At 54.7% G+C, this 14,299-nt stretch carries 9 protein-coding genes; 6 read left to right on the plus strand and 3 right to left on the minus strand.

Annotation, left to right across the window (positions count from 1 at the left end; all coding sequences use genetic code 11):
• The first annotated feature begins 70 nt into the window (after window positions 1-70).
• From rfbB to ACGY09_RS01890, 5 genes are all read left to right on the plus strand, one after another.
• Entirely contained in the window at window positions 71-1,126 is a 1,056-nt protein-coding gene (rfbB, locus tag ACGY09_RS01870; RefSeq protein ID WP_397570249.1) for a dTDP-glucose 4,6-dehydratase, read from the plus strand.
• Between the two features lie 483 nt (window positions 1,127-1,609).
• The gene (locus ACGY09_RS01875) at window positions 1,610-3,970 is read left to right on the plus strand and encodes a DUF1592 domain-containing protein (protein ID WP_397570250.1); all 2,361 of its coding nucleotides are present in this window, start codon (window positions 1,610-1,612) and stop codon (window positions 3,968-3,970) included.
• Window positions 3,971-4,074: 104 nt separating this feature from the next.
• Entirely contained in the window at window positions 4,075-5,343 is a 1,269-nt protein-coding gene (locus tag ACGY09_RS01880; RefSeq protein WP_397570251.1) for a DUF1552 domain-containing protein, read from the plus strand.
• Window positions 5,344-6,110: 767 nt separating this feature from the next.
• Complete coding sequence (locus ACGY09_RS01885; RefSeq protein ID WP_397570252.1) at window positions 6,111-7,835, plus strand: response regulator; 1,725 nt, start codon at window positions 6,111-6,113, stop codon at window positions 7,833-7,835.
• 241 nt (window positions 7,836-8,076) lie between these two features.
• Window positions 8,077-9,246 (plus strand): citrate/2-methylcitrate synthase, encoded by a 1,170-nt coding sequence (locus ACGY09_RS01890; protein WP_397570253.1) that lies wholly within the window; start codon window positions 8,077-8,079, stop codon window positions 9,244-9,246.
• A 598-nt stretch (window positions 9,247-9,844) separates the two neighbouring features.
• Here ACGY09_RS01890 and ACGY09_RS01895 read toward each other — a convergent pair.
• On the minus strand, window positions 9,845-10,483 hold the full coding sequence (locus ACGY09_RS01895) for a hypothetical protein (protein ID WP_397570254.1): 639 nt from the start codon (window positions 10,481-10,483) through the stop codon (window positions 9,845-9,847).
• Between the two features lie 813 nt (window positions 10,484-11,296).
• Between ACGY09_RS01895 and ACGY09_RS01900 the strand changes: the two genes are divergently transcribed.
• Window positions 11,297-12,532 carry a deaminase gene (locus tag ACGY09_RS01900; protein WP_373651779.1) on the plus strand — a complete coding sequence of 412 codons (1,236 nt, stop codon included), beginning with the start codon at window positions 11,297-11,299 and terminating at the stop codon, window positions 12,530-12,532.
• Here the strand turns inward: ACGY09_RS01900 and ACGY09_RS01905 are convergent.
• Both ACGY09_RS01905 and ACGY09_RS01910 read right to left on the minus strand, forming a co-directional pair.
• Window positions 12,529-13,065, minus strand: coding sequence for an SRPBCC family protein (locus tag ACGY09_RS01905; protein WP_397570255.1), 537 nt, complete (start codon window positions 13,063-13,065; stop codon window positions 12,529-12,531). The genes ACGY09_RS01900 and ACGY09_RS01905 overlap by 4 nt on opposite strands.
• A gap of 192 nt (window positions 13,066-13,257) precedes the next feature.
• A complete protein-coding gene (locus ACGY09_RS01910; RefSeq protein WP_397570256.1) occupies window positions 13,258-14,136 on the minus strand; it encodes a GyrI-like domain-containing protein in 879 nt (292 codons plus the stop codon).
• Window positions 14,137-14,299 lie beyond the last annotated feature (163 nt).

A 14,299-nucleotide genomic window follows, 5' to 3' on the forward strand; every position in this document is an offset into this window, starting at 1 on the left:
GCTGCAATCTGATTCAGGGCCTTATTTTCCAACTTCGCCTTTGTTCTTCATTGGTCCAGGAGACCGATCTGTGAAATTGCTTGTTACTGGCGGCGCTGGCTTTATTGGATCCGCGTTGATTCGGTATCTGATCGCTGAGACAGGTTACTCGGTGGTCAACGTCGACTGCCTGACCTATGCAGGAAACCTGAGTACGCTGCAGTCCGTTGCGTCTGATTCGCGTTATGCCTTTGAAAAAGTCAATATCTGCGATGCCGCCGCGCTGCAAAGCGTCTTCGAACGGCATAAACCGGATGCAGTCATGCATCTCGCAGCCGAATCGCACGTCGATCGGTCGATTGATGGTCCAAGCGCATTCATCCAGACCAACGTGGTTGGAACGTACAACCTGCTTGAGGTGAGCCGGAGATACCGCGCGACGCTTCCCGAAGATCAACAGCAGCAATTCCGCTTCCACCACATCTCCACCGATGAAGTCTACGGGTCGCTCGGAGACGAAGGGCTCTTCACAGAAGAGACACCTTACGACCCCAGTTCGCCGTACTCGTCGTCCAAGGCAGCTTCTGACCATCTCGTGCGAGCCTGGCACCGAACGTATGGTCTGCCGGTCCTGGTGACGAACTGCTCAAACAACTACGGTCCGTTCCAGTTTCCCGAAAAGCTGATCCCCCTGACGATCACTTCGGCACTGGAAGGTCGGCCGCTTCCGGTCTATGGAACGGGTCAGAACGTTCGCGACTGGCTGTACGTCGACGACCATGCTCGCGCCCTGATCGCAGTACTGGAACGGGGCACGATCGGCGAAACCTACAACATCGGAGGCAACAGCGAGCGGCAGAACATAGTCGTCGTCCGAACCATCTGCTCACTGCTCGACGAACTGGTCGCTGATTCGAAGAATCGTCCTCACGAGAAGTTGATCACGTTCGTGACGGATCGCCCAGGCCACGATCAGCGCTATGCAATCGACGCCGCCAAGATTCAGCGCGAACTCGGCTGGAAACCTCTCGAGTCGTTTGATTCGGGATTGAAGAAGACCGTCGAGTGGTACCTCGCGAATCGAGAATGGTGCGCCAAAGCCGTCGCCGATCGTTACGCAGGCGAGAGACTGGGTCTCAAGACTTAATCCCAAACCGCCGCATTGTTAAATCCGTTAAGGGCACGAACTCGAAGCTGAATCCCTCATTGAAATGGGGGATTCAGTCATTTATAGACCGTATTGATGAGAGTCGGCTCAGGCCAGGAAGGTTGTGATGTCGCCTGCCAGATCGTGGCGGCCCCCCTTCTGACCTTGTGGCGTCCGTATTGCAGCAACAAGTCTGCTCACCGGATGGCGTCGTTTCCGTGATCGCCCCTCGGTCCCCCTACAGCTTGATACAGAGCCGTTGCCTGCCCCCGCCATGTCAAGGGGGGAGTCATGGCGAACGTTCTCGACGGTTGTTTGCCCCACCTGCAACTCGTACAATCTCGCTACACAAAACAGTGAACGCAAGTTGAATCGAAAGTAGCCGTGTAGAGGTACTGAAGTTCAAGTCAATCTGATTCGGACCTGGATTTCGCTCATCTTGCTATTTCGAGAGACGGCTGCAAGAACGGAAGCGAGGGCCGATTGTCATCCGAGAGACTCTTTTCAGTATTGTTCCTGGGGATCGTTGCGTTATCCCTCTGCTTGTCGTCTGCGACGGCCAGCGACAGGAAGCTGCATGATTTCCTCACTCAACACTGCACGAGCTGCCACAACGACCATGTGCAGAAGGGTGGCATTAATCTGGATCGCCTGGAAGACGACTGGGACGATCCAGATCTGTTGCTAATCTGGTCGCGGGTCCATGATCGGGTCTCGCGCCGCGAAATGCCCCCAAAAAGTGAAGTCCCGCCAGATCGTTCGGCCATCAACGTCTTCACCTCGCATCTCGCGGAGCAGTTGACGCAATCAGAACTCGCGCAGAAGCGATCGGGACTCCGGCGGCTCAACCGCGTCGAGTATGAGAATACGCTAAGCGACCTGTTCGGAATTCGCGTCTCAGTGAAGGACCTCTTTCCAGACGATCCGACGGCGTTTGGTTTCGATACGGTGGGCGATGTGTTGACGATCTCTTCTCAGCACCTGGAAGCCTATCTTTTGGCGGCAGACCGTGCGGTCCGTGAAATCATGGGCCCCCCGAGTAAACCGCTTACGATCGATGTCAAAAAACTGATGTCCAGAGATTCGTTTGCGACTCACGCCCTCAATCGGGTGTTCGTGAAAATAGACGACGGCGGACTCGTCGCATTCCAGAACCTGGACTGTCCCATGTGTTTTATCGCGGGGCAGGCAAAAGCGACGGGAACGTACCGCGTCACGATTCAGGCCAAGGTCTATCAGACTGACGAACCGCTCGTCATGGCCGTGTATGGTGGAGATGTGATCCGTCGTGCAGGTCCGGTACGCCTCGTCGAATACTTCGACATTCCCCCCGGTGACCAATGGACGACGATCGAATTCGAGGATTACCTCGAAGAAGGTCATACCTACCGTGTGGCTCCTTATGGACTCTCAGCACCCCTCGTGGGACCCGATCGATTTAAAGGCCCCGGGTTGGCGATCGGAGAAGTCTCTGTTCAAGGACCGCTTGAGGAATGGCCTTCCCGAAGCAGAAAGGAGCTATTCAAAGGGGTCAGGTCGCGCTCGCCCGGCATTGCAGACGCACGAAAAATTTTCGAACGACTACTCCCTCGAGCCTACCGAAGAAAAGTCACTCCGGACGAAATTGATGCCCCACTGAAACTCGTACAAGCGGCGCTTGACGCGGACAAGCCATTCGAAGACGCGATCGGCGTCGGCCTGAAAATGGTCCTGTGCTCACCAGGATTCGTCTTGAGAGAGGAACCCCTCGAGCAGACAAATGGGCAGGAACCAGATTTCATCACGGACACTGCACTTGCATCCCGGCTGTCCTATTTCCTCTGGAGCTCTGGTCCTGACGACGAGTTGCTCGCGCTGGGTTTATCTAACCAACTCCATCGCCCCGATGTCCTGAGACAACAAGTTGAGCGACTGCTGCTGGATCCCAAAGCAGAACGCTTCGTACAAAACTTCACAGGACTGTGGCTCAACCTGCGTGATATTCACTTTACCGAACCTGACGCGACGCTTTTTCCTGAGTATGACGAGATGCTCGGTCATTCCATGCTGGAAGAAACATACTACTGCTTTCATGAGATCATGCATGATGATCGGTCGGTTGTCGAATTCGTCGACGCCGACTGGTCGTTTCTGAATGAACGTCTGGCAACACACTATGGACTGAAGGGGATTCGTGGTGCAAAGCTGCAGCACGTTCGACTTCCGCCGGAAAGCGGACGTGGCGGCGTCATTACACAGGCCAGCGTGCTGAAAGTGACCGCCAACGGGACGTCGACATCGCCGATCGTGCGCGGCGTGTGGATTCTCAATAACATCCTGGGTCAGCCGACACCACCACCTCCTCCCGATATTCCCTCGATCGAACCCGATATTCGAGGCGCGGTCTCAATTCGCGAACAGGTGAAGCGCCATCGAAATCATGAGTCCTGCGCTGGCTGTCATAACAAAATTGATCCCCCCGGATTGGCACTCGAATCGTTCGATCCCATTGGAGGCATGCGAAAAGCCTATCGTAGCCTGGGAGAAGGAACTCCTGTTGACCTGGTAATCAGGTTTAAACCGGTCCAGTACAAGACGGGTCGACCGGTTGACCCCAGCGGAACGATGCCGGATGGACGCAGATTCAAAGACATTACGGAATTCAAGAAGATCCTGGCAGAAGATAAAACCAGCGTGGCGAAGTGCCTGACCGAAAAACTGCTGACTTACAGTCTGGGACGCAAGGTTCAATTCTCGGATCGCGAGGCAGTGAGTGAGATCGTGAAGAAGACTGAAGCGAAAAATTATGGATTCCGCAGCCTCATCCATGAGGTCGTTCAGAGCGACACCTTCCGTCGCTGGTGATCCCGTTCGCGTATGCAACTGAGGAACTCACTCAACCAGAATGACGTTGGCCCCATTGCGAGTGACTGTCATCACAGACGTCCAATCCCTGAAAGAAATTCCAGATGCAAACCATCGATCGCCGCTACTTTCTGAAGGGGATGGGGATTTCCCTGTTTCTACCGCTGCTGGATGTGATGCAAGCTGCTCAGGAGGAAACAAACGGCCCGGCAAACAACCAGCGTAGAATGGTTCTGATCGACCAGGGATTCGGATTCCACGCCCCCAACCTGTTCCCCAAAAATGGGGGCATTAACTACGACACAACGCCTTATCTTGATGTGCTGAAAGACCTGCGTGACCATTTCACGCTGATATCAGGAACATCACACCCCGACGTGGACGGAGGACATCTCGCTTGCGTCTCATTCCTGACAGCGGCACCGAAGCCGACGAGTGTCAGTTTTAAGAACACGATCTCTGTTGACCAGGTTGCAGCCGAACAGATCGGGAGTGCCACTCGCTTCGCTTCGTTGGCACTCGCGGTCGGCTCTGGTCGTGGCATCTGTTTCTCACGCGGCGGGGTCGAGATCCCACCCGAGTCCCGACCATCGCGAATATTCTCTCGTCTGTTTCTCGAAGGGAGCCCCGCCGACAAAGAACGACAGACTCAGAAGATCAAGGACGGCCAGAGCGTCATGGACTCGGTTCTGGGCGAAGCCAAGTCACTCCAGCGCCGTTTGGGAGCTCGCGACCGCGATAAACTGGATCAATACTTCACAGCCGTCCGTTCGGCCGAGGCCAAACTGGTGAAGGCGGAAGAATGGGCCAGAAAACCCAAACCGCAAGTAAACGTCAAACCGCCGCGAGACATTCCCAATCTGGCAGATGTTATTGGCAGAACCAGATTGATGTATGACATGATCCATCTGGTACTCCAGACCGATTCGACCAGATTAATCACTCTGCACAGCCCTGGAGTCAACGCAGTTCCCCCCCTGGAAGGGATTACTCAGGACTACCACAATCTTTCACATCATGGCCAGGATCCAGCCCGCCTTTCAGAGTTGAAGGTCATCGAGACAGCGCAGTTGAAACTGTTTGCGGAATTTCTCAGCAAGCTGCAAAGCACCGAAGAAAAGGATAAGACGCTACTCGACCAGACGATCGTGATGCTAGGTTCCGAACTGGGAAATGCCAACAGCCACGACAACCGTAACCTGCCGGTAATCCTCGCCGGAGGGGGCTTCCGACATGGCCAATACCTTGCGTTCGATTCCCACAAGAACACACCGCTGGCCAACCTCTACGTCTCAATGCTCCAGCAGCTCGGATTAGAAGTGGATAAGTTTGCCTCGAGCACGGGGCCCCTGTCAGGTCTGGACCGCGCCTGACTACGGAGATCTGAGCGTCCCGAAATCCAACGTGACTCCTGATTCCAATCCTACTCCGAAATTCGTACTCCGCGTGACGATGGCGCTCGCTCCATCATAGTGACAGGAAACCGAGAGTAACACGATTGAGTCTCTCCAGCGGGCTGTCTCGCGTGAGAGTACGGACGTCCTGCGTTTGATTTGATCACGTTCTGGAAGCGTCAATCCCGGTTGACGGTGTCCCGGAAAGCAACTTATGCGGCAAGCTGCTGCAGCCGCGGCACAAAATGCCCGTGCCGTCAGGAATCGGCGAATTCCTCAAGCAGGACGGTGGAGCAGACGATTTCGAATATACGGATCGCATTCGATGTGACAATTGACAGGATCCTCAGCACCAATCGAGCGAGGCAAACCATGAGACGCGAATCATCACGCCGGATGGGGAAACTCCGCGGTCGTCGCGTTTTCGTCGGTGATGAGCGCTGTTCACCAAAGGGCGTTGGGATCCCGATTCGAGATGAGAATCCACATTGAGCGACTTCCAACTTCACCCAATTTTGGCGAACTCCTCATCCCCGTTCTTCGTGTAACTGGATCCGATTTGACACACCTCTGCACAGGGATCAACTGAAATTCGTCAGGAAGTACAATCGAATTCCTCTCAATTTGTCCGCCGAGTGGAAAGCCGAATTTTTAGTCGTGAGATCTCGTAACATGTTGCTGGCTGCACTTGACGCTTCTATAATTCGGTTTCGATTTTGTTGAGTGAGCAGGGAGAGCTACGCCTCGTGTCCACGACTCCTCGGATATTAGTTTACGGTGCCAACGAAGACGCCGGACGTTCCCTTTGGGAATCCGTACGAACGGCCGACTCCCTGATCGGCAGCCACGACAACACCGGATGGCTGACGAAATCTCCCGAGGGGGAATTTCAGGGCGCTCTGGTCCTGGGTGAGACACTTCAGCATCTCCCCACCATGATGGCTCTGGAGACCGTGGTAAAGCACCTGCCGGAAGGGGTTGCAGTTCTCGACCTCGATCTGAAAATCCAATGGTGTAATGACCGCTTTACCGAGATGACGGGACGCAAGGGTAACAGTTCGCCTTCCCCTGTCGGTTTGACATTTGATGAGGCCTTCGCGACGCCTCATATCGTCGGTCCCGATTTTGCTCCCTTCCACAATGCACTGGGTTCGGGCATGACAGCCCGAACGAAGTACCGCATCGGGGAATCGACTTACATTGACGTTGTCGCCGCTCCGATCCTGCCTGAAGGGGGTATTGATCCGACCCTTGTCGTCGTGACTGTCCGCGACATTTCTCAAGAGCATCAGCAGGGCGAAAAGCTGACCGCCATCCACGAAGCAGGTCAGGACTTGGGGGACATCGCTCCTGAAGACCTGGTCTCAATGTCGGTCGATGCTCGCAAAATGCTGCTGCGAGAAAAAATCATCCTCCATACGAAGGACGTTCTCAAGTTTGAAACGATTGAAGTCCGCTTGCTGAACGAACGGACCAATCGGCTTGAACCGCTGCTGCATGTTGGCATCCTCTCAGAGGCGGCCGAACGTGAACTTTATGCGCTGCCGACAGATAACGGCGTGACCGGCTATGTGGCCGCGACAGGCAACAGCTATCTGTGTCGCGATACATCTCACGATCCGCTGTACCTCACCGGAATCGACAACGCCAGCAGTTCGCTGACCGTGCCGATCAAACGTCACGATCGCGTCCTCGGTACATTCAACGTCGAGAGTACACATGCGAACGCATTCACCGAGCAGGATCAGCAGTTCCTGGAGCTCTTTTGCCGTGACTTGTCAGTTGCATTGAACACGCTGGAATTGCTCGTCTACGAGCGGGCGACAGTGGCCTCAGAAAGTTCAGCCGTCCTGTTGCGTGAGGCGGCTCGACCAGTGGATGAAATTCTGAACGACATTGCCTGGTTGAAGAACAAGTTCGTTGGTTTTGACCCTCAGGCGACTGAGCGGCTTCAGCGAATGCTGAAGCAGACCCGCACGATTCGTCAGTTGATCTTCGGCATCGGCGAGAAGGTGGCCCCGCAAGTCTCAGCGCCGATGGGAGGGGAGGCGTTTTCGAAACCGAAATTGCGCGGGAAGCGCGTTCTGATCGCCGATGCTGATGAGTCTGTTCGTGCAGCGGGCCATGAACTTCTGGCCAGGTTCGGTTGTGAAGTTGAGACAGCACACAACGGGGAAGAAGCTCTGCTGATGATCAAGAGCTTCAACTATGACGTTGTGCTCTACGATGCTGAAATGACCGACATCAATCTGATCGAGGCGCTCGAAAAAATTCGCGCCATTAACGCCACTATCCCCGTAGTATTGATGAAGGGATTCGGTTACGACGGTGCTCACCGCATGGTGAAAGCACTGCTGATGGGCTTTAAACTGGCTCTCTATAAGCCGTTTCGCCTGGACCTGCTGCTGACCGAATTGGACAAGGCATTCTCCTCCACCGCTGAGACGCCACCCGCCGGTTTAAGTTCATGAATCCGAGTCGGATTTCCGAAACGCTAACTGTGAACCGCGATGAAACCAGATGCCTCTGCCACAGTTGTGTCACCGTTCGTTGATCTGTAGCGGTCGAGTGTTATACTTTTTTGAAACGGGAGCCGGAGTCGATCTTCTGCGGAAGTATTTTCGGCATGGAAAACTGATTGTGCAGCGTCCGTAACACTGCTTCCCCACCGTGCTCCTCAGCCCTTTCGTTGCTTCACCAGTGAGACCGTCAATGACTGCCGCTGTATCATCCTCCGCATCAGAAAAAGAAATCGCTGCAGAAAAAGCGGCGACCCGTGGATTGAAGGGTATCATCGCCGCCGATACGAAAATCTGCGACGTGAATGGTGATGAGGGGAAACTTGTCTACTGCGGTTACAATATTCACGACCTCGCGCAAAACAGCACCTTCGAAGAGACCGCTTACCTGCTCTTCAAGGGAGAATTGCCAACCTCACAGCAGCTGGCCGACTTCACTAAAGTTCTGGTCCATCATCGTGAAATTGAACCTCAGATTCTGACGTTCCTGAAGTCACTTCCCAAGCACACGCCCCCGATGGCCGCTCTGCGGTCCGCCATCTCGATGTCAGGCGTTTACGATCCGACCGCCGAAGATAATTCTCCGAACGCCAATTTCGAAAAGGCGATCCGGTTAACTGCGGAAATGACGACGATTGTCGCGGCCATTCGGCGAATTCAGGCTGGTCTGGAACCTGTCGCTCCGCGAGATGACTTGAGCCACGCCGCGAACTTCATGTACATGCTGAATGACAAGGTTCCATCAAAAGACGCCGAAAAAGCGATGGACCTGATCCTGATTCTGCACGCGGAACACGCGCTCAACGCCAGCACATTCGCGGCTCGTGTCATCGCCGCAACGTTGTCTGACATTTATTCCTCCGTGACTGGTGCCATTGGAGCCCTGAAGGGTCCTCTGCACGGAGGGGCCAACACGGAAGTTCTGAAGACTCTTCAGGAAATCGGCGAGGTCGCAAATGTCGTCCCCTGGGTCGAAGCCGTTCGTGCCAAGAAGGGCAAGTTCATGGGCTTCGGACATGCGGTCTACAAGGTCGAAGACCCACGGGCGATTCACCTGAAGGATCTCTCCCGCCGTCTGGGCGTAGAGACCGGCGACACCAAGCTGTACGACATTTCGCTGGCCATGGAACAGGCAGTCAAAACGAGTATTCACAAGAACTGCAACGTCGACTTCTACTCTGCCAGCCTGCAGTCCTACATGGGGATCCCGGGAGACATGTTCACTTGCGTCTTCGCCGCAAGCCGCATCGTGGGCTGGTGTGCTCATATCCTTGAGCAACTCAGCGACAACAAGATCATTCGCCCTTCCTCCAACTACATTGGACCGGTCGAACGTGCCTATCACTCAATTGACCAGCGCTAAATCTGAGAAACTCCGCGAGGGAAATTCTCGTCGGCGGATGTCACTCCCTCGCAGAATTCGGCAACAGGAAATGGGATGATTTTTCATCCCATTTTTTACGTCCCGAGAGCCTTAGCGGCCTCGTTCTCGAACGAATGCTCGCGGGAGTGCTAGCTTTGGCGAGTGAGCCTGAGAAAGACTGATCAGGTGCTGAAGTGCTCACTTCGCTCGGAATTGGCCACCTCGCACGACGCAGGAGGGGACAAACCGGGATACTGGAAACGCGACACAGGTTGACCCTGCAGCGGTGTCGTACAACACTCTATGAAACAGGGTGCAGGCAAGATCTTGGTCCAGGTGCGCATCGCGATGAAACACGAAACGGAAACCTCTGCTCCCCCCAGCCTTCCTCCTAGCCCGGCAGAACCCGTTTGCCCTGCGTGTGGTGGCAAACTGTTCGAGATTCGAGCCAAGCTGCAGTGCTCCCGCTGCCACACCATCTGTGAGACCTGTTGCGAAGGCGGGCGTGGTTAGAGTTGTCAGGTGGTTGCCAGAAGTTGATGTAAACGCGACCTGTTTGGTCGAAGTAGTTGCCAATAGCTCGCCACCCCTGGTCTCATCACTTAGCTGTCACCAGTAAAGCGCTTCGTGCAGCAGCGGCTTCTTCCGTGTCGCCTTGAGTGCAAATCTCTTCGAGCAACGGCACCGCCGATGGACCGATCAGGGAAAGGCAATCGATAGCGGCCAGGCGATATGGTAAATAGTCATTTTCTAACAACAACCGCAAAATCGGAAATGCTTCTTCTTGCAGCTCGGCAAGCTTCCACACGTTGCTGGTTGACAAATCGCGCATCACAGCCCGCATCCGCCCATCACCACGCAAGAACGGTATGAGGATGCGAACCGCCAAATAGCCATTCACAAAGAGCACAACAGTACAAATTGGTAGAATGAGCCCGTCAGAAAATTTGCCTTCGGCAAAATTCAACACTGTCGTCAGTCCCACGAGGATCCCTATTGCTGCGGTCCACCCAAGCATCAATGCTCCGAGCCGTGCCGGACGATGCCTAATCCATCCCCAAATGTAAACCGCCGGGATCCCGGGAACTCCTCCAAAGACAGCGATCATGACATACCCGGGACTTGGAGTCGGAGGTATGAACAGTCTCCTCAACGCGCCGAAGTAGAAAACGAAGTTGAGTACGATGGAGGTCAAAAACGTCACGAGAATGATCATGCCGCTCGTATCTTCGTTCACTGAATTCTCCTTGGCTTCGAAATCAGCAACCAAATCCTCTAATTCAGCGATTTCAATCTGAGATCACTGCCGCATTGATCAGCTTCAAACAGTCGCCAGATACCAATGCCGACATCCACAACGAATTCGCCACGCCGTTGTCGCGACCGCACACATTCCTGCACAAGAACAGTTCTCACGCCTCTTACTTCTCTCTGTTCGCGCATGCCCATTATTCCGACGTTGATGGAGCGGGGATCCCTCTGCCATTTGCGTGAGGGTGGCGACGCACAATGCAAGGTCAGTGATTGTGCGCGGGATCAGTCGGCTGCGGATAGCATCAGATCAGCTTTCTGTCAATTGACTCTCTGCCGCAACATCGATATGTTGACTACACAAAACACAACACCACTACTGGTAGTGGAAACAATCTAAAATTTCGATCTATTCACGGTTGAGAGCCATTGATCTCCAGTCGACTTGCATTGAATACAGGATCAACGTGCAGCACCTGCCAAGCCTTTGTGAATGCTGCCAGCATCGGCGAGTGGTCCACTCGGGCAGGGGCTCCCGGTTTTTGATGTGCCAGATTGGATTGATGAATCGGCGATGGGCGAAGTATCCGATGCAACCGGTGCACTCTTGTCTTGAATTCCAGAACGGGTACTTCAGTAAGGAATCAGCGACAGAACCTGACCAAGGTCACCCCGGCGACGCTGGTGAAGAGTTGCACCCGAATGCGCGATAAGGGGATGGGCGTTCGGGGCGAGCAACGGTTTTGCTCGGGTGATTTCAAACTCGTCAGTGTGACCGTAACTATGGGAATGGCAAAGTATGGCTCGGTTAGTCATCGGAATCACCGGTCCGATCGGTAGCGGGGTCTCGACCGTCGCAGATGCATTTGAAGCCCATGGGTTCAAGAAGTTCCGCATCTCGGATGTGATCCGACAGGAAAAAGCGCGCCGACTGGCTGAAGGGACTTATGACAAGCGCCATATGCTCCAGGATATCGGTAATGAATTTCGCGCGCAGGATCCCTCGTACTGGGTGAAGCAGACACTGAAAGTGAATGGCATTCTGCACGAAGGGGAAGTCCGCGACCGGACAAGCGATCTGGTCATTGACAGCATTCGAAATCTGCAGGAAGCCAAAGAGCTGATGCACCGGTTCGCACCGAACTTTTTCCTGATCGCCGTTCAGGCGAGTAAGGAGACGCGATGGAACCGGCTGATGGCCGAATATCAGGGGGACCAGGCCGACTTCGATCGAGACGATGCGCGCGATACTGACGAGGAACTTGACCATGGCCAGCAGGTTGACCGGTGCGTCCAGTTTGCTGACTACGTCGTCCTGAACGAAGACGACAAAGGGGGTGCTTCGGCACGCGAGAAAGCAGTCTGGAGCGAGATCCGTTCTGACGTCGACCTGATGCGGGCAGCTCACGAATACAGGTCCGGCGGAACCGGACGCGCCGCGACGTCCAGCGAAGTTGCAATGGCAATCGCATACGCCCAGTCGCATCAGTCCGCCTGCCTGAAACGCTTCGTCGGCGCGGCCATCGTCGGCGAGAACGGAATGACGCTGGCGGTGGGCTACAATGAAAATCCAACTCCGATGATGCCCTGCAAAAGCCAGTACGGCTTTTGTTACAAAGATTCGGAGATGGAAAAGAGCCTCGATTCGCGGCGCAATGTACATTGCCCTAAATGTGGCACACTCCATCCGGTGATCGAAAAGCCGTATCGATGTTCGAATTGCCTTGAGAATTTGAAGCTGTCGTTCTTTCCCAGTCGCAACATGGAAATCTGTACGGCGATTCACGCCGAGGAGCGTGCTATCCGGTCATTGGGATCTCACTCCGCCAAAGGAGCGACCCTGTACTGCACGACCTTTCCCTGCTTTCAGTGTGCACGATACATCGTCGATGCAGGGATCCGAAAAGTGGTCTACGTGGAAGCCTACCCGGTCAAGCAATCGCTCGATTTCCTGCGAGCGAACCATGTCACGGTAAAGCCGTTTCACGGCTTCAAGGCTCGGGCATTCAACCTGGTCTTCCGACAGATCTCCTAGACGGGTTCATTCTCTGCAACCAGCTTCAGTTGCTTCAGCCCCTCCTGGAACTGACTGCCAATCATGGCATCCATGCCGATGATCAAATCTAAGATCTTGGTAATGAAGTTCAATCTCCCCTGCATTGTCCAGGTCACTTTTGTCCCCTGGGCATCCGGCTGGAACTGAAAATCAACGTCGTTGGTGCCGCAGTGCGGTTTCAGCATTTCGAGTTTGAACCGGATCAGTTCGTTCGGACGGCTTTCCACGATCGTGTTGCTGCCTGTTCCAATCTGATGATTTCCTTCCCACCGATAGACAGCGCCGACCCCCGCCTCGGGCCCCTCGAAGACCCGTTTCATCGCCGGATCCACATTTTCAAAGGGTGACCACTTTTGCCAACGCTGCATCACGTTCACGTGGTCGAAAACAGTCGCGGGCGACGCGTTGACGCTGATCGAGCGTGAGACACGATAAGTCGACGGCCGCAGCGCGACGACAACCAGAAACACCGCCAGCATGGCCGCGACGGCAAGGATGATATTAGTAACCATAGAAGTTCGTTCCTCAAAAACCGGGGCTCTGCAACGGAGAGCCCATCGAAGCCTTGCCGCGGGCGGATATTCACTTCGTCCCTCTCCCGACCAGAGATCTCTACGCGGGATGCGCTCACTGCTCTGTCAGCTCGATCGTGCGGGGCCTGTCGCGCGGACGAGCTGTCACTTTGGACAGTGAATGCGCCAGATCTATGCCTCGATGGGAATCCAGATATCCGTCCCACCGAACCCCGTCTCGGCGTTGAAATCTTGGGAGTAACATTCCACGCACGGCGCTTTGCGGATTTTCAGTCCGGAATCGGGAGCCCATTTGCACCAGATTCGGTCGTACGTCTCCTCAAGCCGAGAGACATGGTCACGATGCGTAAAAACGGCATAGCGACCGGCGGGCAGAGTCACTTGTGAAAAGTCCCCGGTGTCCTGCGTCTCAGGATTGACCTCAACACCGCACAGATAATCGAAATCGCCGTTCTCCTTACAGTTCCAGGTGACGCCATAAGTGCACCCGTCGATCGCACCGGGAACCTTGCCTATGTCCGGTACGAACTTGTGCCATTGATCGGGAATTTGATGCTTCGACTGCAGATTGTGAACCTGCTTCAGCCCGGCGACGTGGATTTCCCGGCCCTCCTCGAATCGATCCAGATTCAGGTCGAGCACCTTGGCGCGGAGCGTCGCTTCCTGCTCGCGAAGTTCCGGTGTGAAGGACTCACCAAAGTCCTCGGCCTCAAAGACGGGACGGATCTCAATTTCCGAATCGGTGAGCATGGGGTTGGGGCATCGTTTCACCCATTCGATCGCCTCTTCCATGGATTTCACGCGCCACATCCAGAACCCTGCGACTAACTCATTCGTCTCTGCAAAAGGACCATCGATGACAGAACGTTTGGTGCCGGAAAAGCGAACGCGGACCCCCTTTGAACTTGGGTGGAGGCCCTCACCGGAAAGCATGATTCCCGCTTTGACCAGCTCTTCATTGTATCGCCCCATGTCTGCAAGAAGTTTCTCATCGGGCATGACGGCGGCCTCTGAGTCCTTTGTTGCTTTTACCATCACAATCACCTTCATTGATAATCTCCTTGGCAATTCAAGTTCGCAGGGCACACGGATTCAGAGTAGAACATCGACCAGACAACGGAGCCGACCTCTCTCGGCTTCCGCGTGATCAAGGCACCACGAGTTGGTTTAAGAAATGTGGGAATCGAGGGACGTGAGCAAGCCCCTCTCCGGA

The sequence above is a fragment of the Schlesneria sphaerica genome (assembly GCF_044336245.1).
Taxonomy (GTDB): Bacteria; Planctomycetota; Planctomycetia; order Planctomycetales; family Planctomycetaceae; genus Schlesneria; species Schlesneria sphaerica.